The organism is Geodermatophilus sabuli, assembly GCF_900215145.1.
Lineage (GTDB): Bacteria > Actinomycetota > Actinomycetes > Mycobacteriales > Geodermatophilaceae > Geodermatophilus > Geodermatophilus sabuli.
Genome location: NZ_OBDO01000008.1, coordinates 178,527 through 200,351, shown reverse-complemented (window position 1 = coordinate 200,351; position 21,825 = coordinate 178,527). Strand labels below are relative to the sequence as shown.

Annotated in this window: 19 protein-coding genes; 14 read left to right on the top strand and 5 right to left on the bottom strand. The window is 74.6% G+C overall.

All coding sequences use genetic code 11. The features are described 5' to 3' along the window. Positions 1-51: 51 nt before the first annotated feature. The 4 genes from CRP39_RS18070 to CRP39_RS18055 all read left to right on the top strand — a co-directional run bounded on the left by CRP39_RS18070 (position 52) and on the right by CRP39_RS18055 (position 3,943). Positions 52-1,140 carry an ABC transporter permease gene (locus tag CRP39_RS18070; protein WP_097207761.1) on the top strand — a complete coding sequence of 363 codons (1,089 nt, stop codon included), beginning with the start codon at positions 52-54 and terminating at the stop codon, positions 1,138-1,140. Beyond that, complete coding sequence (locus CRP39_RS18065) at positions 1,137-2,066, top strand: ABC transporter permease (protein ID WP_097207760.1); 930 nt, start codon at positions 1,137-1,139, stop codon at positions 2,064-2,066. Before CRP39_RS18070 ends, CRP39_RS18065 begins: the two co-directional genes overlap by 4 nt. Before the next feature lie 117 nt (positions 2,067-2,183). Further along, entirely contained in the window at positions 2,184-2,366 is a 183-nt protein-coding gene (locus tag CRP39_RS18060; RefSeq protein ID WP_097207759.1) for a hypothetical protein, read from the top strand. A gap of 362 nt (positions 2,367-2,728) precedes the next feature. Next, on the top strand, positions 2,729-3,943 hold the full coding sequence (locus CRP39_RS18055; protein WP_097207758.1) for an HNH endonuclease signature motif containing protein: 1,215 nt from the start codon (positions 2,729-2,731) through the stop codon (positions 3,941-3,943). A gap of 78 nt (positions 3,944-4,021) precedes the next feature. On the opposite strand, the gene CRP39_RS18050 is transcribed toward CRP39_RS18055, so the two are convergent. Further along, entirely contained in the window at positions 4,022-4,666 is a 645-nt protein-coding gene (locus CRP39_RS18050) for a dihydrofolate reductase family protein (RefSeq protein ID WP_097207757.1), read from the bottom strand. 245 nt (positions 4,667-4,911) lie between these two features. Between CRP39_RS18050 and CRP39_RS18045 the strand changes: the two genes are divergently transcribed. Next, positions 4,912-5,724, top strand: a complete 813-nt coding sequence (locus tag CRP39_RS18045) for an SDR family oxidoreductase (RefSeq protein WP_097207756.1) — start codon at positions 4,912-4,914, stop codon at positions 5,722-5,724. Positions 5,725-5,727: 3 nt separating this feature from the next. On the opposite strand, the gene CRP39_RS18040 is transcribed toward CRP39_RS18045, so the two are convergent. The 3 genes from CRP39_RS18040 to CRP39_RS18030 all read right to left on the bottom strand — a co-directional run bounded on the left by CRP39_RS18040 (position 5,728) and on the right by CRP39_RS18030 (position 9,239). Further along, the gene (locus tag CRP39_RS18040; RefSeq protein ID WP_097207867.1) at positions 5,728-7,128 is read right to left on the bottom strand and encodes an FAD-dependent oxidoreductase; all 1,401 of its coding nucleotides are present in this window, start codon (positions 7,126-7,128) and stop codon (positions 5,728-5,730) included. 134 nt (positions 7,129-7,262) lie between these two features. Next, positions 7,263-8,195 (bottom strand): GGDEF domain-containing protein, encoded by a 933-nt coding sequence (locus tag CRP39_RS18035; RefSeq protein ID WP_097207755.1) that lies wholly within the window; start codon positions 8,193-8,195, stop codon positions 7,263-7,265. 93 nt (positions 8,196-8,288) lie between these two features. Beyond that, positions 8,289-9,239, bottom strand: coding sequence for a S1C family serine protease (locus tag CRP39_RS18030; protein ID WP_097207754.1), 951 nt, complete (start codon positions 9,237-9,239; stop codon positions 8,289-8,291). Positions 9,240-9,344: 105 nt separating this feature from the next. On the opposite strand from CRP39_RS18030, the gene CRP39_RS18025 reads away from it, so the two are divergent. The 4 genes from CRP39_RS18025 (at position 9,345) to CRP39_RS18010 (ending at position 14,232) form a co-directional block, all read left to right on the top strand. Continuing rightward, complete coding sequence (locus tag CRP39_RS18025) at positions 9,345-11,318, top strand: alpha-amylase family protein (RefSeq protein WP_245853951.1); 1,974 nt, start codon at positions 9,345-9,347, stop codon at positions 11,316-11,318. 148 nt (positions 11,319-11,466) lie between these two features. Further along, positions 11,467-12,258, top strand: a complete 792-nt coding sequence (locus CRP39_RS18020) for an SDR family NAD(P)-dependent oxidoreductase (protein WP_097207752.1) — start codon at positions 11,467-11,469, stop codon at positions 12,256-12,258. Between the two features lie 4 nt (positions 12,259-12,262). Further along, positions 12,263-13,549 carry an erythromycin esterase family protein gene (locus CRP39_RS18015; protein ID WP_097207751.1) on the top strand — a complete coding sequence of 429 codons (1,287 nt, stop codon included), beginning with the start codon at positions 12,263-12,265 and terminating at the stop codon, positions 13,547-13,549. After that, entirely contained in the window at positions 13,549-14,232 is a 684-nt protein-coding gene (locus CRP39_RS18010; RefSeq protein WP_097207750.1) for an alpha/beta hydrolase, read from the top strand. Before CRP39_RS18015 ends, CRP39_RS18010 begins: the two co-directional genes overlap by 1 nt. Positions 14,233-14,242: 10 nt before the next feature. Here the strand turns inward: CRP39_RS18010 and CRP39_RS18005 are convergent, their stop codons facing one another. Continuing rightward, positions 14,243-15,667: an NAD(P)/FAD-dependent oxidoreductase gene (locus CRP39_RS18005; RefSeq protein ID WP_097207749.1), complete on the bottom strand. Its 1,425-nt coding sequence runs from the start codon at positions 15,665-15,667 to the stop codon at positions 14,243-14,245. 121 nt (positions 15,668-15,788) lie between these two features. On the opposite strand from CRP39_RS18005, the gene CRP39_RS18000 reads away from it, so the two are divergent. The 5 genes from CRP39_RS18000 to CRP39_RS17980 all read left to right on the top strand — a co-directional run bounded on the left by CRP39_RS18000 (position 15,789) and on the right by CRP39_RS17980 (position 21,812). After that, positions 15,789-16,445, top strand: coding sequence for an alpha/beta fold hydrolase (locus CRP39_RS18000; RefSeq protein ID WP_097207748.1), 657 nt, complete (start codon positions 15,789-15,791; stop codon positions 16,443-16,445). A gap of 4 nt (positions 16,446-16,449) precedes the next feature. After that, positions 16,450-17,616 (top strand): ROK family protein, encoded by a 1,167-nt coding sequence (locus CRP39_RS17995; RefSeq protein WP_097207747.1) that lies wholly within the window; start codon positions 16,450-16,452, stop codon positions 17,614-17,616. A 280-nt stretch (positions 17,617-17,896) separates the two neighbouring features. Continuing rightward, the gene (locus CRP39_RS17990) at positions 17,897-19,447 is read left to right on the top strand and encodes a sugar ABC transporter ATP-binding protein (RefSeq protein ID WP_245853950.1); all 1,551 of its coding nucleotides are present in this window, start codon (positions 17,897-17,899) and stop codon (positions 19,445-19,447) included. Next, entirely contained in the window at positions 19,444-20,619 is a 1,176-nt protein-coding gene (locus tag CRP39_RS17985) for an ABC transporter permease (protein ID WP_097207746.1), read from the top strand. Before CRP39_RS17990 ends, CRP39_RS17985 begins: the two co-directional genes overlap by 4 nt. 134 nt (positions 20,620-20,753) lie before the next feature. Beyond that, the gene (locus CRP39_RS17980) at positions 20,754-21,812 is read left to right on the top strand and encodes a substrate-binding domain-containing protein (protein WP_097207745.1); all 1,059 of its coding nucleotides are present in this window, start codon (positions 20,754-20,756) and stop codon (positions 21,810-21,812) included. Positions 21,813-21,825 lie beyond the last annotated feature (13 nt).

Sequence of the window (21,825 nt, the reverse complement as noted above, 5' to 3'; positions counted from 1 at the left end):
GACCCACGATGACGCTCCGCCGGCACCCCACGTCTCCGCGGGGACCCCGGCATGAGCACCCCCACCGTGCCGGTGCAGACCGACGCGCCGCCGGTCCCGCTGCACGGCGGCCTGCGGCTGCTGCGGAACCTGGTGCCCTACGTGCTCGCCCTGGTGCTGGCCTTCCTGGTCTCCGGGGTGGTCATGGCGGTGCTCGGGTACGACGCGGTCGGTGCCTTCACCACGATCCTGTCCACGTCGTTCAAGACGACGTTCGGATTCACCGAGACCCTCACCAAGTGGGTCACCGTCGTCCTGCTCGCGCTGGCGTTCACCATCCCGCTGGCGGTGGGCCGGTTCAACATCGGCGGCGAGGGCCAGTTGCTGGTCGGCGGCACCGCCGCGGCGGGCGTCGGCATCGTCTACGCCGACCTGCCGGCGGCCCTGCTGCTGCCGATGGTGCTCCTGGCCGGCGTGCTCGCCGGGCTGGTGTGGGCGGGGATCGCCGCGCTGCTCATGAGCCGGTTCGGGGTGAACGAGATCCTCAGCACGGTGCTGCTGAACTTCGTCTCCTTCCAGGTGCTGGACTACGCCGCCACCGAGGTGTGGGCCGACCCTGCCGCCGGCGTCGCGGCCACCCAGACGGTGGGGGAGTCCGCCGAGCTGCCCGTGCTGGGCGGCCCGCCGGGCGTGCACGCCGGGATCCTGCTGGCGGTGGCGGTGAGCCTGGCCAGCATCGTCGTCACCCGCCGGACGGCGGCCGGCTTCGAGCTGCGGGCGGCCGGGACCAACCCGCGGGCCGCGGCCATCAACGGCATCCGCGTCGGCCGGGTGGCGGTGGTCGCCCTCGTGGTCGGTGGGGCGCTCGCGGGGCTGGCCGGGGCGATCGAGGTCTCCGGCGTGCACGGCCGGGCGATCGAGGGGATGCAGGCGAACTACCTGCTGCTCGGCATCATCGTCGGGCTCATCGCCCGCGGGAACGCGCTGTGGGTGCCGGTGGTGGCCTTCGGGATCTCGATCCTCGAGGTCGGTGCGAGCTCCATGCAGCGCACGGTCGGGGTGCCGGCCGAGATGGTCCTCATCATCGAGGCGCTGATCCTGATCTTCCTGCTCCTGTCCGACGTCATCGCCGGGCGAATCGCGCGGAGGGCCGTGGCATGACGGAGTTCGAGACCCTGGCGCAGCTCACCGTGATCGCCACGGTGCCCTACCTGCTCGCCTCGCTGGGCACGATGCTGGGCGGCCTGGCCGGCGTCTTCAGCGTGTCGCAGGAGGGCGTCATGGTGCTGGGCGCCTCGGTGGGCTTCCTGGTCAGCTACGGCGTCGGCAGCAACACGGTCGGGATCCTGTGCGCCGCCGGTGTGGGCGCGGTGTTCGGGCTCGTGCTCGGCTGGGCGACGACGTCCCTGAGACTGGACCAGTTCGTCATCGGCCTGGCGCTGTTCTTCGCCGCGACCGGGCTGGCCGGGCTCCTGTTCCGGGTGGTGGTCGGGCAGTCGGGGGCGCAGCCGCTGATCGAGACGCTGCCGCGGCTGGAGATCCCGCTGCTCAGCGAGATCCCGGTGCTCGGCACCGTGCTGTTCTCGAACAACCTGCTCGTCTACTTCGCCGCGCTGGTCGCCGTGGGGTTGTACTTCTTCCTGTACCGCACGCGGGCGGGCCTGGACCTGCGGGCGGTGGGGGAGAACCCGAAGGCGGCCGACAGCCTCGGCATCCCGGTCGCCCGCACACGGATCTGGACGGCGACCGCCGGCGGGGCGCTCATGGCCGTCGCCGGCGCCTACCTGCCGATGGTCTACACCGGCACCTTCACCGAGGGGATCGTCGGCGGCCGCGGCTGGCTGGCCATCGCGCTGACCTTCTTCGGCGGGTGGCGTCCGCAGTTCATCGCCGCCGGCGCGCTGTTCTTCGCCGCGATGGACGTCATCGCGCTGCGCGCCGAGGTCGGGAACGTGGCCATCCCGAGCCAGGTGCTGCTCGTGGTGCCCTACGTGGCCACCCTGCTGGTGATGATCTTCGCGTTCCGCTGGGCGCGGGTGCCGGCGTTCCTCGGCCGCAACTACGACCGGGAGAGCCGCACCGCGTGAGTCCCGGGGTCCGGTCGGCCGCCCGCTCCGGGTGCCGGCCGGACCCCCGGAACCGTCGTACCCCCGGCCTAGCGTGCGAGGTGTCCCAGCACGGGGAAGCGTCCCGGGGAGGCCGCCATGACCCGCACCGTCACCAGCCTCGACGACCTCGACCTGGAGATCGCCGTCGCCTACATCGCCCTCGGCGTGGCCCGCAGCGCGGAGGCGCACTGCCCGTCGGCGGAGAACGCCCGGCTGGTCGAGGAAGCCCGCGCGTCGGTGGATGCGCTGCTCGACGAGCGCCTCGCCACCGCCGCCTGACCCCCACCCGACGTCGACGGAGTCGGCGCACTCCCGTGGGGCCCGCGGCGACACGTGCCCACCGAGGACGGGACGCTCGCCGGGCGGTCCTCGCCTCGCGTCGGCCGTCCTCACGGTGCGTCGGCCGTCCTCACGGTGCGCCGTGAGGACAGCGATGGCGGTGCGCGTCCGGCCCCAGTTGTGTCTCGTGTCCCGCGATGACCGCGCGGCCGCCTGTGGCGGCTTGCCTGGCTAGGCTCTCCTCGGCGGCGCAAGCGCCTGCCGGGGCCTGTGGACAAGCCTTTGACCTGCGGATTCATGTGGTTCCAGCCCTCTCGTGGCGGTAGACTACGAACAGGTGATCGAAGGCTGCGGGAGGTGTCGTGGACGGCGTGGCGGTGGAGCTGGATGCCCTCGTCGGCGCCGAGCTGGCGCTACTGGCGGCTCCGCAGTTACTGGATCGGCTGCGTGGCCTGCTGAGCGCGCAGAACCGGATCGCCGCGGAGATCGCCCGCACGGTGCGGGAGTGCGAGGTGACCGGGGCCGCGGAGTACGACGGGTTGAAGTCGATGCAGTCGTGGCTGCGGGGTCACGGGCGGCTGTCGTCGGCGGCGGCCGGGCGGGTGGTGCGTGCCGGGCGGGTGTTGGCGCAGCTGCCGGCGGTCGCGGCCGCGTGCGCCGAGGGTGCGGTGAGCGCCGAGCGGGTCGCGGTGATCGCCCCGATCACGCGGGATGAGCATCTGACGGCCGCCGCGGCGCAGGGCGTGGAGCTCGCGGAGGTCGACGGTGTGCTCGCCGAGGTCGCCGCCACCGGCAGCTACGACGATCTGCGGCAGGTGGTGCAGCACTACCTGGACCGCCTGGACCCCGACGGGCGCGAACCCGATCCCACCGAGGGCCGGTCGGTGACGATCGCCCGGCACGCCGACGGCAGCCTCACCGCCCGAGTCGAGCTCGACGCCGTGGGTGGGGAGAAGTTCTGCACGGCCCTGGAGTCGCGGGTGCAGGCCGGCCGCGGCGCCGGCGACATCCGCACCCGCACCCAGCAGCTGGGCGATGCCCTGGTGCAGCTGTGCGACAACGCCCTGGCCGCCGGGGGCCTGCCGATCCTGCGCACGGTGAAGCCGCACGTGGTCGTCCGCGTCGACCTCGACGACCTGGCCGATCCCGCGCCCGGGCCGGGCGCGGCGGAGCTGGGCTTCGGGGCGCGGATCTCCGCCGCCCGCGCCCGCTGGCTGTCCTGCGACGCGAGCATCTCCCGGATCGTGATGACCCCCGAGGGCGTGCCGCTGGACCTGGGCCGGGACAAACGGGTGGTCACCCCACACCTGCGCCGGGCCGTGGAGCACCGCGACCGCGGCTGCGTCTTCACCGGCTGCGGCGCCCCGACCCACTGGTGCGACGCCCACCATCTGCTCGAGTGGATCAACGGCGGCGAGACGAACCCGGCCAACTCCGCCCTGTTGTGCGAGCGGCACCACACCAAGGTCCACCACGGCTTCCGCGTCGAACGCCAACCCGACGGGCGATGGCGCACCTGGCGCCCCGACGGCACCGAGATCCTCCTCGGCCCACCGCTCCACGCCGCCGCAGCCTGACCCGTCTCGCCTGACTGCACCCCGCACGCCCCACCTGGGTGGTCGGCCGCCGGGGCCCGTCCGCCTACATCCTCACTGTCAGCCGTCGTGACCGGCGCCGCGGTCGGGAGCGCCCATGTCGCCCGTCCGGGGCGTGCCGTCAGCGAGCCCGTAGCGCAGGTACACGGTGCCCTTCGGACCGGCTACCGGCGGCTCGAGCAGCGTGACGTTCGTGGGCACCGCGCCACCGTCGAACACCTTCTTCCCGACGCCGAGCACGACCGGGTGCACCCAGAGGTCCAGGCGGTCGAAGAGCTTCTCGCGCAGGAGGGTCTGCACCAGGCCCAGGCTCCCGACGACCTTCACGTGCTCGTGCCGGTCCCGGATCTCCCGGACCGCGCCGGCCAGGTCCGGGCCGAGCTGCGTGGACTCGGCCCACGAGAGGTCGGGTCTGCCGCGGGAGGCCACGTACTTCGGGACGCTGTTGAAGAGCGTGGCGATCTCGTCGTCCTCGCCGCCCTCCTGGTGCGGCCAGTAGGCGGCGAAGATGTCGTACGTCCGCCGGCCGAGCAGGAGGGCGTCCGTGCCCTCGTACGCGGCACCGATCTGCGCCCCGGTGACCTCGTCCAGCAGGGGCGCCTGCCACCCGCCGAACGTGAACCCCTCCGGGTCCTCGTCGGGGCCGCCGGGCGCCTGCCCGACGAGGTCGAGGGTGGCGAACAGCTCGATGTGGATGAGGCCCATGTCCTGCTCCCGATGAGTCGGTCGTCCCGGTCGGGAGGTAGACCTGCGGGCACCCGGCGAACTCATCGCTGCGACGGCACCCGGTTCCGTCCTCGTCGACCGCTCGCCTGGTGCACCGGTCACCACCCCACCCCGCCCCGCGGTCAGCGTCCTCGCGACGCCTGTCGTGGCGTTCACGAGACCGACCGGTGGCGGGTGCCGCTGCCGGCCTGCGGCGGGCGCCGACCCTTCCTAGCCTGACTGGCATGACCGAGCGCGCGGACGGGTCCCGGGTCGCCATCGTCACCGGGTCGGAGTCGGGCATCGGCCGCGCGACCGCCGTCGCACTCGCCGAGGCCGGCTGCGACCTCGGCATCACCTGGTACCGCGAGCAGGCCGCGGCCGAGGCCACCGCCGAGGAGGTCCGGACCCTGGGCCGGCGCGCGGAGGTGCGGCACCTCGACCTCACCCGCCTCCCCGCCGCCGCCGACGTCGTCGACGAGCTGGCCGACGCCCTCGGCGGGGTCGACGTCCTGGTCAACGACGCCGGCACCGGCCACATGAGCGCGATCCTCGACACCGATTTCGCGACCTGGCGCGAGGTGCTGGCCACCGACCTCGACGGCTCGTTCCTCTGCCTGCAGCGCGCCGCACGCCGCATGGTCGCGGCCGGTCGCGGGGGGCGGATCGTCAACATCACCAGCGTCCACGAACACCAGCCCCGGGTGGGGGCAGCCGCCTACTGCGCGGCCAAGGGCGGCCTCGGCCTGCTCACCCGGGTCGCCGCGATCGAGCTGGCCGAGCACGGCATCACCGTCAACGCCGTCGCCCCCGGGGAGATCGCCACCCCGATGACCGGCCAGGAGGACGAGGACCCCACCGCACCGGGGCACGAGCGGCCCGGCGTCCCCCTGCGCCGGCCGGGCGACGCGCGGGAGGTCGCCGCGGTCGTCGCCTTCCTCGCCTCCCCGGCGGCGGGGTACGTCACCGGCGCGTCCTGGGCGGTGGACGGCGGGATGCTGCAGATGGGCCCGATGGCCGGCTCCCACATGACCACCGACGACTGGCGCCGCCCCTGACGGTCAACCGGCCAGCAGGTCCAGCAGCCGGGCCCGGTCCGGCCCGGGCGTCGGAGGCGGAGCCGGTGCGCCGGCGAAGCGCGCGACCCGTTCCCGCATGCCCGGGCGGGACAGGACCTCCTGCGGGAGGGCCAGGCAGGTGACGATCTCCATCAGCGCGCGGAACACGTCGGGGTCGTACATGGCGGCGGTGAACAGCAGCACCTGCCCCGGGTCCGGAGGCGGCGGCTCCACGCCCGCGCGGAGCGCGTCCATCTCGGCGATGCGGGCCCGGTCGGCGGCGATCTGGTTGCGGTAGAACGGCATGACCCGCTGCTCGGTGGCCTCGTCGAAGGCGCGCACCAGCGCCCCGGGGTCGTCGGGGTGGTCACGGACCACGGCGCGGAGCAGCTGCGCGTGGACCAGCCCCACCGACAGCCCCCGGCCGGCGGAGGGGTTGGTGCAGGCCCACGCGTCGCCCACCGGGAGGAAGCCGGTCACCACCGGCTCGCCGTCGACGACGTGGCGGCGGTGGCAGTCGAGGACCCCGGCCATCGCCAGGACGTCGGTGATCGGCCGGCCGTCCAGCCAGTGGGCCTGCAGCGGGCAGGCGGCCACCACGCGGGTGAAGGTGGCGGGGTCGCGCAGCGCCTTCAGCGGGGCGTCGCGGGTCGGCCCGAAGACCGTCACCGACCAGGTGTCGTTGTCCCCGGGCAGGGTGAGGACGGAGATGCTGCCCAGCGGCACGAGCGCGGGGCCGATCCGCCGCGGTCGCTCGGGCCCGGCGAGGTACCGGGTGTAGTAGACGAAGCCGCTGTCCTCCCGCTCCAGGACCGGCTGGCGAGCGCCGAGTTCGGCCAGCCAGTCCCCGCTGGGCGTCCGGCGGCCCATCGCGTCGACGACCAGGTCGGCGGGGAGCACCTCGCCGTCCCCGGTGCGGACCCCGGCGACCTGCGGGACACCGGGTACGGCGGACGGCCCGGCCACCAACCCGGTGGCCCGCACGCCCCGGCGCAGAGCGAGCCGGGGGTGCTCCTGGGCGGCCGTCGCCACGACCGCCTCGGTCACCGGGCGGCGGCCGGTCACGAACCTGATCCGGTCGTCGTCGTCCCGCGGCGTGCGGTCCTCGATCGACGGCGGCAGCGCGTCGAGGTAGTCCACCCAGGTGCAGCCGGCCGCCAGCAGCCCGTCGGTCAGGCCGGGCAGCTCGGTGTCCGCGACCGCCCGGAAGCGGGCGAACAGGTTGTGCGGCTGGCGGAACTGGGCCACGCCGTCGCGCCGCCAGTCCTCCCATGCCTCGGCCGGTGTCGCCGGCGGGTCCCGGGGGTCGGCCTCGAGGACGGTCACGTCGTGCCCGTCCTCGGCCAGCATCATCCCCGTCGACAGTCCGATGACCCCGCCGCCACAGACCACGATCGCCACCATGCCGACCTCCCTGACCGATCCGGCCACCGTGCGCCGGGGGACTCCGCGGCGGACAGGGGCGTAGGACCCCGTCAGGCCACGTCGCGGGACCCCCGTCCGGCCCTGCGGGGGCGGTGCGGAGCGGAGGTCCGCCCTCAGGCGGTGCGGCCGCTGCGCCGCTTGTGCCGGTAGAGATCGGTGTCGGCGCGCAGGAGGAGGTGCTCGAGGGTGTCCCCGGGGTGGGCCGTGGCCGTACCCGCCGACCACGAGGCGGGGTGGCTGGCCCGCAGCCGGGTGAGCAGGTCCTCGGCGCGGGCGTCGTCGGTGCCGGGCAGGCACAGCACGAACTCGTCCCCGCCGTAGCGGCCGAGGTGGTCGGCCATCCGCAGCTCCGCGCTCCACGACCGCGCCAGCGCCTGCAGCAGGGCGTCGCCGGCGCCGTGCCCCTCCTCGTCGTTGACGATCTTGAAGCCGTCCAGGTCGATCAGCGCCACCGTCAGCGGCTCACCGGTGCGCCGGGCGTGCGCCAGGCTCCGGGATGCCTCCGCCTCCCACGCGCGCCGGTTGGCCAGCCCGGTGAGGGGGTCGGTGCCCGCGGCCCGGAGCAGCTGCCCGGCGATCCGCGCCTGGGCCTCGGCCACGACCGCGACCGTCACCGTCAGGGTCAGCCACGGCATGAGGAAGCCCGACGGCGTCGCGGCGAGCGCGCCGGCGCTCGAGGCGAGAAGGAGGAACGCCACGTGCACCCGGGCCGCGTTGCGGCTCAGGTGGTGGGCGGAGAACAACCCCACCGCGACCATGGAGGGGCCCAGCCCGACGATCCCGATGGCGGTGACCGACCGCCAGGCCAGGACGGCGATGAGCGCCGACATGACGGCGACGGCGACGTGCACGGCGCGGCAGCCCAGCCGGTCCCGGTGCACGTACAGCACCGCGGCGCCCACGCAGCCCACGGCCGACAGCGTCCAGATGAGCGGGACGGGGGTGTCGGGGGCCACCGGGTTCAGCGCGCCGAGGCCGCAGAGGACGCCACTGATGGCGTAGAGCAGCGCGAGCAGCGCGATGCCCCCCGGTCGGTCCCCGTGCATGTCACTCCCCGTCTCGTCCGGCACAGCATCGACCGGACCGGTGACGTTCTGGAGCGCACGGTCACGGCGGCCCCCGAACGGGGGAGACGGGCGTCACCCGCCGGTGAGCTCCGTGGGCACCGTGATGACGTCGACCATCGCCCCGCGCCGGGAGACGGTGACCGGCAGGGGCTGCCCGATGGCGTCCTCGAACAGCAGCCGCTGCAGGCTCTGCGCCTCCGCCACGGGGCGGCGGCCGGCCTCGAGCACGAGGTCGCCGGCCTTGAGCCCGGCCCGGTCGGCGGGGGAGCCGGGGACGACGTCGACGACCCGCAGGCCGCGCCGGCGTCCCGTCCGCTCGGCGAGCGGGGCGGGCAGCGGTGCGGGAGTGCTCACCAGTCCCAGGTAGGCGCGGCGCACCCGGCCGTCGTGGACCAGCGCGCCGACGATCCGCCGAGTCGTGTCGTTGACCGGGACCGCCAGCCCCAGCCCCCAGCCGGCGACCGCGGTGTTGATGCCCACCACCCGGCCTCCCGAGTCGGCCAGCGCGCCCCCGGAGTTGCCCGGGTTCAGCGCGGCGTCGGTCTGGATCACGTCCTCCACCACGCGCGCCGTCCGCCCGTCGCGGGTGGGCAGCGACCGGCCCAGCCCGCTGACCACTCCCGCGGTGACCGAGCCGGCGAGCCCGAGCGGGGTGCCGACGGCGACGACGAGCTGGCCCACGCGCAGCTCGGTGGCCTCGCCCAGCTCCGCCGGCGGCGGGGTCGCCGTCCGGGCGCGGACCACGGCGAGGTCGGACAGCGGGTCGGCGCCGACGACGTCGACGTCGGCCTCGCTGCCGTCGGAGAACACCGCCCGGCCGTGCCGCGCGCCGCCGACGACGTGGGCGTTGGTGAGCATGAGTCCGTCCCCGGGGACGACGACCGCCGAGCCGGCGCCGCCGCGCCCGTCGGGGCCGATGACCTGCAGGGCCGCCACGTGCGGCGTGAGCTCGGCCGCGACGGCGGTGACGACGCGGGAGTAGGCGTCCAGCGCCGCGGTGTCGGGATCGGGGGCCAGGGACATGGGGCCGCCTCCTTGCTTACACGATTACGCCTCCCAGTGAACGCCGGTCCGGGGCCCCTTCGCAGCGGTCATGCCGTGGGCGAACAGCGCCCCGATACTGGCCCGGTGACGGTCTCGGCGGCCGCGCGCCGGGAGGCGGCGGAACAGGCGTGGGCGCAGCTGCGGCCCCGGGTGCAGGAGCAGGCGGTCGCCGCGCTGGGGGAGGCCGAGGCCGACGCCTTCCTCGCCCGCGCCGACCTGGCGCCCTACGACGTCCACGAACCCCTCGCGATCCTCTACGGGGCGGCGGCCGACGAGCTGTTCGCCCGGTCGCTGGGCGTCGTCCTCGCCGCCGCGGCGGAGCGGCCCGAGCCGTTGCGCCGGCTGGACCGGCGGCGCGAGATCGACCCCGCGTGGTTCCAGCGGGCCAGCACGAAGGGCTACGTCGCCTACGTCGACCGCTTCTGCGGCACCCTCGACCGGCTGCCCGGACACCTCGACCACCTCGCCGAACTCGGCACCACCTACCTGCACCTCATGCCGCTGCTGCGGCCGCGCGAGGGCGAGAACGACGGCGGCTACGCGGTCGCCGACTACCGCGCCGTCGACCCGCGGCTGGGCACCATGGCCGACCTGGAGGCGGTGGCCGCGGCCCTGCACGAGCGGGACATGAGCCTGTGCATCGACCTCGTGCTCAACCACACCGCCCGCGAGCACCCGTGGGCGCGGGGCTGGCTGGCCGGCGACCCCGCGTACGCCGGGTTCTACACCGCCTTCCCCGACCGGACGCTGCCCGACGCCTACGACGCCACGATCCCGGCGGTCTTCCCCGACCGGGCGCCGGGGTCGTTCAGCTGGGTGCCCGAGGCCTGCGGCGGCGCCGGCGGCTGGGTGTGGACGACCTTCTGGCCGTACCAGTGGGACCTCGACTACGCCAACCCCGAGGTGACCCTGGCGATGCTGGGCGAGATCGTCTGGCTGGCCAACCGCGGCGTCGACGTCTTCCGCATGGACGCCGTGCCGTTCATGTGGAAGCGGCTGGGCACCAGCTGCCAGAACCAGCCGGAGGGGCACAGCCTCCTGCAGCTGCTGCACGCGCTGACCCGGCTGGCCGCGCCCGGCGTGGTGTTCAAGGCCGAGGCGATCGTCTCGCCCGACGACCTCGTGCCCTACCTCGGCGGCCACGACCGCTTCCGGCCCGAGTGCGAGCTGGCCTACCACAACCAGCTCATGGTGCTGCTGTGGAGCGGGCTGGCCACCCAGGACGCCCGGCTGGCCCGCACCGCGCTGCGCCGCATGCGGCCCATCCCGCCGTCGTCCTCCTGGTGCACGTACGTGCGCGGGCACGACGACATCGGCTGGGCGGTCGCCGACGAGGACGCCGCCGCCGTGGGCCTGGACGGCTTCGCCCACCGGCGCTTCCTCAACGACTTCTACTCCGGCCGCTTCCCCGGCTCGTTCGCCCGCGGCGCGCTGTTCCAGGAGAACGAGGCCACCGGCGACGCCCGCGTGTCCGGCTCGGCGGCCTCGCTGTGCGGCATCGAGGCCGCGCTGGCCGACGGCGACGCCGAGGCGCTGGAGCAGGGGATCCGGCGGCTGGTGCTGCTCTACTCGGTCGCCTACGGCTTCGGCGGGATCCCGCTGCTGTACATGGGCGACGAGCTGGCCCTGCGCAACGACACCGGCTACCTCGCCGACCCCGAGCGGGCGCCGGACAACCGCTGGATGCACCGGCCGCCCATGGACTGGGCCGCCGCCGCGCGCCGCGGCGACCCGGCCGGCCTCGAAGGCCGTGTCTTCGCGGCCCTGCGCCGGCTGGGGGAGGTCCGGCGGTCCCTGCTGGCGCTGCGCGGCGGCGTCGAGTCGGTCGTGCTGGACGTCGGGGACGACGCGGTCCTGGCCTGGTCGCGGCGCCACCCGCGCAGCGGCACGTTCGTGGGGCTGGCCAACTTCTCCCCGGAGCCGCGGGCCGTGGACGCCGACACCGTCACCGGGTTCGGCACCTTCGACCAGGTGCACGGCAGCGACGGTCGGCTCGAGGTGGTGGGGGGCCGGCTGGTGGTCCCCGGTCTCGGCTCCGCCTGGTTCGCCGAGCCGTGAGCGCCCCCTGGGGCGAGGAGGTCCCCGCGCCCGCCCACCCGGGCGCACCGGCGACCTGCGGGCGGTGGCCGCCCAGGCGGTGCGCGAGGGTACGGCGGTCGCTCCTGGTCCGAGGAGTGGCCCGCCGGCGCCCGGGTAGGGCACGCGCATGACCGAGCCACACCCCCTCGCCCTCGTGACCGGAGCCTCCAGCGGGATCGGCCTGGAGCTGGCCCGGCAGTTCGCCGGCGCCGGCTTCGACCTCATCGTCACCGCCGAGGACGCCGAGCTGACCACCGCCGCCGAGCAGCTCCGCGGCGACGGGAGGACGGTCCAGGCGGTGCAGGCCGACCTGCGCGGTGCCGCGGGCGTCGAGGCGCTCTGGGCCGCGGTGCAGGCCACCGGCCGCCCACTCGCCGCCGCCGCGCTCAACGCCGGCGTGGGCAAGGGCGGGGCGTTCGTCGACAACCCGCTCGAGGACGAGCTGGCCATCATCCACCTGAACGTCACCTCCACCGTCCGCCTGGCCAAGCTGGTCCTGCGGGACATGGCCGCCCGCGGCGGGGGACGGGTGCTGTTCACGTCGTCGATCGCCTCGACCATGCCCGGGCCCTACCAGGCCGTCTACAACGCCTCGAAGTCCTTCGTGCAGTCCTTCGCCGAGGCGCTGGCCACCGAGCTGCGCGACACCGGGGTCACGGTCACGTCGCTGATGCCGGGCCCCACGGACACCGAGTTCTTCGAGCGCGGTGATCTGCTGGACACCAAGCTCGGCCAGGGGCCCAAGGACGACCCGGCCCAGGTCGCGAAGCAGGGGTTCGAGGCGCTGATGGAGGGCGAGGACAAGGTGGTCGCCGGCTCGCTGATGACCAAGGCACAGGCCGCGGCGAACGCGGTGCTGCCGGACAAGCTGAAGTCCGCCGGCCACGCGAAGATGGCCGAGCCCGGCAGCGCGGGGTAGCCCGGTGGCCGCCGGCCTCCGCGAGCTGGCCCGCCCGCTGCGGGACCCCGCCGACCTCGACCCGCTGCTCGAGCGGGTCGGGGACGCGCGGGTCGTGGCCATCGGCGAGGCCAGCCACGGCACCCACGAGTACTACGCGTGGCGGGCGGCGCTGACCCGGCGGCTGCTCGAGGAACGCGGCTTCGGGCTGGTCGCCGTCGAGGGGGACTGGCCCGACTGCTACCGGGTCAACCGCAGCGTGAAGCTCCGTCACGGCGCCGACGACGACCCCCGCGACGCCCTCGACGCGTTCGCGCGCTGGCCCACCTGGATGTGGGCCAACGACGACGTCGTCGACTTCTGCCGCTGGCTGCGCGGGGTGAACGCGGCCCGCCCGGCGGACCGGCGGGTGGGCTTCTACGGCCTCGACGTCTACAGCCTCTGGGACTCGATGCACGAGCTGGTCGGCTGGCTGCGCGAGCACGAGCCCGAGCACGTCGCCAAGGCGACGCTGGCCCTGGCCTGCTTCGAGCCCTTCGGGGAGGACGGCGCCGAGTACGCCTTCGCCACCCGCTTCGCGCCGACCACCTGCGAGCAGACCGTGGTGGAGCTGCTGCGGCACCTGTGCGAGGAGCGCGGCCGGCGCGCGCCCGCCGACGACCCCGAGGCGCACCTGTCCGCCGAGATGAACGCCGCGGTCGTCGCCGGCGCCGAGCGGTACTACCGGGCGATGGTCGGCGGCTCGGCGGAGTCGTGGAACGTCCGCGACGTGCACATGGCCGACACCCTCGACCGGCTGCTGGAGCACAGCGGCGGGAAGGCGGTCGTCTGGGAGCACAACACCCACGTCGGCGACGCGCGGGCCACCGACATGGCGAGGTCCGGGATGGTCAACGTCGGGCAGTTGCTCCGGGAACGGCACGGCGCCGACGACGTCGTCCTCGTGGGGCTGGGGAGTCACCGCGGCGGGGTCATCGCCGGGTCGGAGTGGGGCGCGCAGATGCAGCGGATGGAGGTCCCCGCGGCGCGCCCCGGCAGCCTCGAGGCGCTGCTGCACGAGGAGGTGGGGGAGGACGCGCTGCTGGTCTGGTCCCCGCGCGGGCCGCGCCCCGCGGCCTTGGACCGGCGGCTGGACCACCGGGCGATCGGCGTGGTCTACCGGCCCCAGCGCGAGCGGTGGGGCAACTACGTGCCCACCGTGCTGGGGGAGCGCTACGACGCCTTCCTGTACCTGGAGCACAGCCGGCCGCTGCAGCCGCTGCACCTGGAGCGTGCCGACGAGCACGTGCCGCCGGCCGCCCACGCGGTCTGATGGGCGGTGCGCGCCGCCCCCCGGAGGGCAGGCTGGGCAGCAGGCCCCTGGCCGAGCCGGCCGCGGTGCCGTACCCGGAGGGTGTCCGCACGCTGCACCTGGGGCCGCACGCGGAGGCGCGGCTGGCCGTCCCCGGCGGGGCTCACCGCCCGAGACCGCTGCTGGTGTTCTTCCACGGGGCGGGTGGGACGTCGGCCCAGGGCCTCGCCGCCGTCGGAGACCTCGCGGCGGCCCGCGGCGCGCTGGTGCTGGCCCCGTCGTCGGTCGCCGCCACCTGGGACCTCGTCGCCGGGGGCCTCGGCCGGGACGTCGCCGTGCTCGACGCCGCGCTCGAGCAGGTCTTCGCGCGGCATCCGGTCACCCGGGTCGCGGTCGGCGGCTTCTCCGACGGCGCCTCCTACGCGCTGTCCCTCGGCCTGGCCAACGGCGACCTCGTCGACGCCGTCCTGGCCTTCTCCCCGGGGTTCGTCGCCGCCCCCGCGCACCGCGGGACGCCGCGCGTCTGGATCTCCCACGGCACCGGCGACCGCGTGCTCCCGGTCGACCGCTGCGGCCGGCGGGTGTCCCGGGACCTGGCCGCCGCCGGGTACGACGTCACCTACACGGAGTTCGACGGTGGCCACGTCATGACCCCCGACCTCGTGACCGCCGCGCTCGACAGCTGGCTCGGCGAGGCCCGGTGAGCCGGACCCGCTAGGCGGAGCGGCGCTCGGTGAGGTCCTCGGTGCTGTGCCGGCCGTCCTTGGGGCCGCCGCTCTTGGACACCGCGAAGTCCGCGCCGAGCTGCTCCAGCGCCAGCCGGCCGTAGACCTGCTGCTGGGTGGCGACCCGCTCGGCGCGGCCGCGGCCGAGGAAGCTCACGATCCAGTGCAGGACGGCGGTGAGGCGGCTCTTGAACCCGACGATGTAGGCCAGGTGGACCACCAGCCACATCATCCAGGCGAGGAAGCCCTCCATCTTGAGCTTGCCCACGTCCGCGACGGCGGAGAACCGGGAGATGGTGGCCATCGAGCCCTTGTCCTTGTAGCGGAAGGGGCCCTTGGGCTCGCGGCCCTCGAGTCGCCGCACGATGGCGTCGGCGGCGTACCGGCCGCCCTGGATGGCGACCTGGGCGACACCGGGCAGCCGGTCCAGGCTCATCATGTCGCCGACGACGTGCACCTCGGGGTGGCCAGGCAGGGTGAGGTCGGGCTGCACGGAGATCCGTCCCGCGCGGTCGACCTCGGCGCCGGACTGCTCGGCCAGCTGCCGGCCCAGCGGGCTGGCCTGCACCCCGGCGGCCCAGATCTTGGTGGCGGCGGAGATGCGGCGCACCTGCCCGTCGCCGTCCTTGACCTCGATGCCGTTGGCGTCGACGTCGGTGACCATGGCGCCCAGCTGCACCTCGACGCCGATCTTGTTCAGCTGGCGACGGGCCCGGTCGCCCAGCTTCTCGCCGAACGAGGGCAGCACGGCGGGGGCGGCGTCGAGCAGGATGACCCGTGCCTGGGTCGTATCGATGGTCCGGAAGTCGCGGCGCAGCGTGCGGTGGGCCAGCTCGGCGATCTGGCCGGCCATCTCGACCCCGGTGGGGCCGGCGCCGACGACGACGAAGGTCAGCAGCCGGTCGATCTCGGCCGGGTCGGTGGCCAGCTCGGCCAGCTCGAAGGCGCCGAAGATGCGGCCGCGCAGCTCCAGGGCGTCGTCGACGCTCTTCATGCCGGGGGCGAACTCGGCGAACCGGTCGTTGCCGAAGTAGGACTGCCCCGCACCCGCGGCCACGATCAGCTCGTCGTAGGGGTGCACCGTGGTGCGGCCCAGGATGGTGGAGGTGACCGTGCGGGCGGCCAGGTCGATGGCCGTGACCTCGCCGAGCACGACGCGGGCGTTCCGCTGGGTGCGCAGGACCTCGCGGGTGGGCGGGGCGATCTCACCCTCGCTGAGGATGCCGGTGGCCACCTGGTAGAGCAGCGGCTGGAACAGGTGGTGACTGGTCTTCGCCACCAGGGTGATCTCGACCGGGGCCTTCCTCAGCGCCTGGGCGGCGAACAGGCCCCCGAAGCCGGATCCGATGACGACGACCCTGGGCCGACCGGAGCGGGTGGTGCCGACGGGTGCGGTCTCAGGCGATGTCGTCATGATGAATCAGTCTCCCACTCCGGCGGCTCCCGACCGTGCGCGGCCCTCAGCGACTCGGGCCACAGTCTGGCCTCCTACCCGCTGGTCGGCGCGTCACGCCGCGGACCGGTAGACCGTTGCCGTGCCCCTCCCCGGTCCCCGGCTGGTGTTCGTCCCCGGTCTCGGGCTCGACGCCCGGTCGTCGGCAGGCCTCCGCGCCCGGCTGCCGGGCGACGTCGTGGTCCTCCCGGGCATGGGACGGCGCGGACCGGTGCCGCCCGTCGACGAGCTGGCCGGGGAGCTGCGGGCCCGGCTCGGGGCCGGTCCGGTCCTGCTGGTCGGCCACTCGCAGGGCTGCCAGGTGGTCGCCGCGGCGGCCGGGGACCCGCGGGTGACGGGGGTGGTGCTGCTCGGGCCCACGACCGACCCGCGCCTGCGGGCCTGGCCGGTGCTGGCCGGCCGTTGGCTGCGGACGGCGGCGCGCGAGCCCTGGTGGCAGGTGCCGCTGGTGCTCGCCCAGTGGCTGCGCACCGGTCCGCGCGCGATGTGGCAGCTGTGGCGGGTGGCCGCGCCGGACCGGATCGAGGCCCGGCTGCGCGCCGTGCGCATCCCGGTGACCGTCGTCCGCGGCACCCGCGACCGGCTGTGCCCGCACGACTGGGCGGTCGCCGTCGCCGCCGCCGCGCCGGCGGGCCGGCTCGTCGAGCTGCCCGGTGCCGCGCACATGACGGTGCAGACCCACTGGGAGGCGGTCGCCGCCGTCATCGAGGGGAAGAGTGGCGGGCACGTGTCACGATGACGGCGTGGCGCACACATCTGCATCCGCCGGGGCGCTGCTGCGCCACGTGCGGACGGGCCGTGCGCGGAGCCGGGCGGACCTCGTGGCCCTCACCGGCGCGTCACGCAACACCGTGAGCGCACGGGTGGACCAGCTGATCGCGGCCAACCTCCTGGAGGAGGGTGGCCCCGGGTGGAGCACCGGCGGGCGGCCCCCCACGCTGCTGCACTTCAACAGCCGGGCGGGGTGCGTGCTCGCCGTGGACCTGGGGGTGACCAGCGTCGACGTGGCGGTCACCGACCTGTCCGCGCAGGTCCTCGCCACCGCCGGCCACCCGATCGACATCGCCGAGGGGCCCGTCCCGGTGCTGGCCGAGGTCGACCGGCTCAGCCAGAAGGTGCTCGCCGAGGCCGGCCTCACCCCGGCCGACGTGTGCGCCGTCGGTGTGGGCGTGCCCGGGCCGGTCGAGTTCTCCAGCGGGCGCCCGTTCCACCCGCCGATCATGCCGGGCTGGCACGACCACCCGATCCCGGACTCGTTCCGCCGGTACGAGTGCCCCGTCTTCGTCGACAACGACGTCAACGTCATGGCCCTCGGTGAGATGGGGATCGGCGGGCCGGTCCAGGACGCGCTGGTCGTCAAGGTGGGCACGGGCATCGGCTGCGGCGTGATCGTCGACGGGCGCGTGTACCGCGGGGCGCAGGGCAGTGCCGGGGACATCGGTCACATCTACGTCGCCCAGCCCGACGGTCGCACGGTGGTCTGCCGGTGCGGCAACGAGAACTGCCTCGAGGCGATCGCCGGGGGCGGCGCGCTGCTCCGCGACGCCGTCGCGGCCGGCCTGCCGGTGCGCACCACACGGGAGGTCGTCGAGCGGGCGGCGCAGGGTGACGGCCCGGCGCTGGAGCTGGTCCGCGACGCCGGCCGGACGATCGGCACGGTGCTCGCCGCGCTGGTCAACTTCTTCAACCCGCACCGGATCGTCATGACCGGCGGGGTCGCGCAGGCCGGCGCCCCGCTGCTGGCCGGGATCCGGGAGGCGGTGTACCGCCGGTCGATGCCGCTGGCCGCCCGGAACCTGGAGATCACCGTCAGCGACGCGCCCGACCTCTCCGGACGCCTGGGCGCTGCGCTGATGGCGATCGAGGGCTTCCTGGACGAGGACGCCGTCCACCAGGTCCTGGCCCAGTAGTCCGGCGCCGGACCGCGCTCCCCGCCAGCCGCGTGGAGCCAGGGGCCCGCGCGGGCGTTGCCGCCGTGGCCGCACCGCACGCGCCGGGCTCCGATCGCACCGCGGTCCGGAGGAGGCCCTGGTTGCGGTTCGGTAACTCCGCACGGCGACCTTGACCGGACGTGACGCGCCTCATAAGTTCTCGCCTGACCCGACTAATGATCAATGGTGAGCAAAAGTCCGGAGGTGGCGTGGTGGCCGTCGTGCGCGCCGTGGCCCGTACCGCCGTGGGAGGCCCGTGGTGACCACCCCCCTGCTGGAGATGCACGGAATCGTCAAGAGCTTCCCGGGCGTGCGCGCCCTCGACGGCGTCGACCTCGACGTCCGGGCGGGGGAGGTGCACTGCCTGCTCGGCCAGAACGGCGCCGGGAAGTCGACCCTCATCAAGGTCCTCGCCGGCGCCCACCAGCCCGATGCAGGGCGCATCACCTGGCGGGGCGAGCCGGTCTCCCTGAGCACGCCGCAGGCGGCGATGTCGCTGGGCATCGCGACGATCTACCAGGAGCTTGACCTGGTGGCCGGCCTGACCGTCGCCGACAACATCTTCCTGGGCCGGGAGTTCTCCCGCCTGGGCCTGACCCGGCCCGCAGAGGGCAACCGGGCGGCCACCGCCCTGCTCACCCGGCTCGGGCACCCGGAGATCCGGCCCACCGCCGAGGTCGGCTCGCTGCCGGCGGCGGCCCAGCAGATGGTCAGCATCGCCCGGGCGCTGTCCCAGGACGCGAAGCTGATCATCATGGACGAGCCGTCCGCCGTCCTCGACAACGAGGAGGTGGAGCGGCTGTTCGCGGTCATGCGCGACCTCACCGCCGACGACGTCGCCGTCGTGTACATCTCCCACCGCCTGGAGGAGATCCGGCAGGTGGGCGACCGCATCACCGTCCTCAAGGACGGCCGCACCGTCGCGACCGGGCTGCCGGCGCGGGAGACGCCGACGCGCGAGGTCATCACGCTGATGACCGGCCGCGACATCGAGTACGTCTTCCCCGAGCGGCGGGCCCGGCCGGCGCAGGACGAGGCGCCGCTGCTGGAGGTCGAGGGGCTGGGCCTGCGCGGCTCCTTCGCCGACGTCACGTTCACCGTCCGCGCGGGCGAGGTCGTCGGGCTGGCCGGGCTGGTCGGCTCCGGGCGCTCGGAGATCCTCGAGACCGTCTACGGCGCCCGCCGCGCCGGTGCCGGCACCGTCCGCGTCGCCGGCCGCCGGCTGCGACCCGGGGACGTCGCCGCGGCGGTCGCCGCGGGCGTCGGCCTGGCGCCGGAGGAGCGCAAGAGCCAGGCGCTGCTGCTCGGCGAGTCGGTCTACCGCAACATCAGCATCTCCAGCCTGGCCCGGTTCGCCCGCGGCGGCTTCCTCTCCGGGGGCTCGGAGAAGGCGGCCGCGCGGGAGCAGGTGGCGGCCCTGGACGTCCGGCCCGCCGACGTCGACCGCGAGGTCCGCACGCTGTCCGGTGGCAACCAGCAGAAGGTCGTCCTGGCCCGCTGGCTGCTGCGCGACTGCCGGGTGCTCTTGCTCGACGAGCCCACCCGCGGCGTCGACGTCGGCGCGCGGTCGGAGATCTACGCACTCATCCGGGACCTGGCCGACCGCGGCGTGGCCGTGGTCGTGGTCTCCAGCGAGATCCCGGAGGTGCTGGGCCTGGCCGACCGGGTCCTGGTCATCGGCGACGGGCGGGTGCTCGCGGCGGAACCGGCCGGGGCGCTCGACGAGCACCGGGTGCTCGACCTGGTCATGGAGGACGCGGCTGCCCACGGTGGCGCCGCGCACGCACCGTACGAAGGGGACGTGGCATGAGCGGCAGCACGACGGCGGCCGGGGTCGGCGCCTCCCAGGAGCCGGCCGGCACGACGGCGGGCCGTGGCAGCAGTCGCGGCCCCGGTTTCCTCGCCGGTCCGGTGGGTCGCAACCTCGGCCTGGTGATCGCCCTGGCGGTGCTCTGCGTCGTCGGCGCGATCACCGCCCCCGACCAGTTCCTCGACGTCGACAACGTCCTGACGATCCTGCGGCTGGCCTCGGTGATCGGCGTGGTCAGCATCGGGATGACCTTCGTGATCATCGGCGGCGGCATCGACCTGTCCGTCGGCGCGCTGGTCGCGCTGTCCTCGGTGTGGGCCACGACGCTGGCGACCCAGCAGATGGCCGAGGACGTCCACTGGATCGTCATGGTCTTCACGGCGCTGGCCGTGGGTGCCGGGGCCGGCCTGGTCAACGGCGTCGTCATCGCCTACGGCAAGCTCGTCGCCTTCATCGCCACCCTGGCGATGCTGGCCGCGGCCCGCGGGCTGGCCGAGATCATCGCCAACCGGCGCACCCAGATCGTCCAGGACCGCGACTTCCTCGCGTTCTTCTCCGGCGACGTCCTCGGCGTCCCGACGCTCGTGATCATCTTCGCGCTCGTCGCGCTCGCCGGGTGGGTGCTGCTCAACCGGACGACGTTCGGCCGGCGCACCTTCGCCGTCGGCGGCAACGCCGAGGCCGCCCGCCTGGCCGGCATCCGCGTGCAGCGGCACACGATGTGGCTCTACGTCCTGTCCGGCCTCACCTGCGGCATCGCCGCGGTCATGCTGATGGCCCGGACGACGACCGGCAGCTCCACCCACGGCACGCTGTACGAGCTGGACGCGATCGCCGCGGTGGTCATCGGCGGCACGCTGCTCATCGGCGGCCGCGGCACGATCGTCGGCACCGTCCTCGGCGTGCTGATCTTCACCACGCTCGGCAACGTCTTCACGCTGAACAACCTGTCGAGTTCCGCGCAGGCGGTCGCCCGCGGCGTGATCATCGTCGTCGCCGTCCTGCTCCAGATGCGGCTGGCCACCGGGAACTTCAGCCTCGGCCGGCTGGGTCGCGGGCCAGGAGCCCCGGCCGCGACCGGGGCGCCCGCGGGGACGGTCTCCGGCGGCTCCGTGCCCGGCGGACCCGGCGGCACCCCGCCCGGCGGCGCTCCCGAGCGACCCCAGACCTGACCCGCGGACGGCGGCCCGCCCGCCGTCGTCGGATCAGCTTCACCCCTCCGGGTCGCCCGGCCCGGACGGCGCACCACCGACGCACCACCACCTGGCCGAGACCCTGCCAGGGAGGCGATCCCCGAGGAGAGAACATGTCTGCAGCGAGGCAGCGCCCCTACCGGCGCCTGACGTCCACCGCGGTGGCCCTCGTGGGTGCCGGCGCCCTGATCGCCGGCTGCACGAGCAACACCCCGGAGGAGAGCTCCGGCGGCGGCGGTGGCGGGGGCAACGCCGCCAGCTCGAACGACGAGACCGGCGACACCGTCCGCATCGGCTTCTCGGCCCCGGCCGCCGACCACGGCTGGATGGCCGGCATCACCGAGGCCGCCCGCGCGGCGGCCGAGGAGTACGAGGACATCGAGCTCACCGTCGCCGAGGGCACCAACGACGTCGGCACGCAGATCAGCCAGGTCGAGACGTTCATCAACGACGGCGTCGACGCCATCGTGCTGCTGCCCTTCGACGGCGCCGCGCTGACCCCGGTCGCGCTGCAGGCGATGGAGGCCGGGATCCCGGTCATCAACGTCGACCGCGAGTTCAACAGCCCGTTCGCCGCCCGCGCCACGATCCTCGGCGACAACTACGGCATGGGTGTCTCGGCCGGCACGTACATCTGTGAGCAGGTGGGGGACAACCCCAACGCGGTCGTCGCCGAGATCGCCGGCATCGACTCGCTGCCGCTGACCCAGGACCGCAGCCAGGGCTTCGCCGACGCGCTCGGCGAGTGCGGTCTGTCCGTCGACAACCGCGTCGCGGCGGACTTCACCGTCGAGGGCGGCGAGGAGGCGGCGGCCAACCTGCTCCAGGCCGCTCCGCAGATCGACGCCCTCTGGAACCACGACGACGACCAGGGCGTCGGCGTCCTGGCCGCGATCCAGAACGCCGGCCGCGACGAGTTCGTCATGGTCGGCGGTGCGGGCTCGGCCAACGCCATGCGCGAGATCGAGTCCGGCGACTCCGTCCTGCAGGCGACCGTCATCTACCCGCACACCCAGGCCGCCGACGGCATCCGGTTGGCCCGGCTGATCGCGCAGGGGAAGTCGCTCTCCGACCTGGTCTCCCCGGAGGTCCCGCGGCAGATCGTCCTCAACGCCCCGGTCGTCACCGCCGAGAACGTCGACCAGTACATCGACCGCGCCTTCGAGTCCTGACCGACGTGGGGTC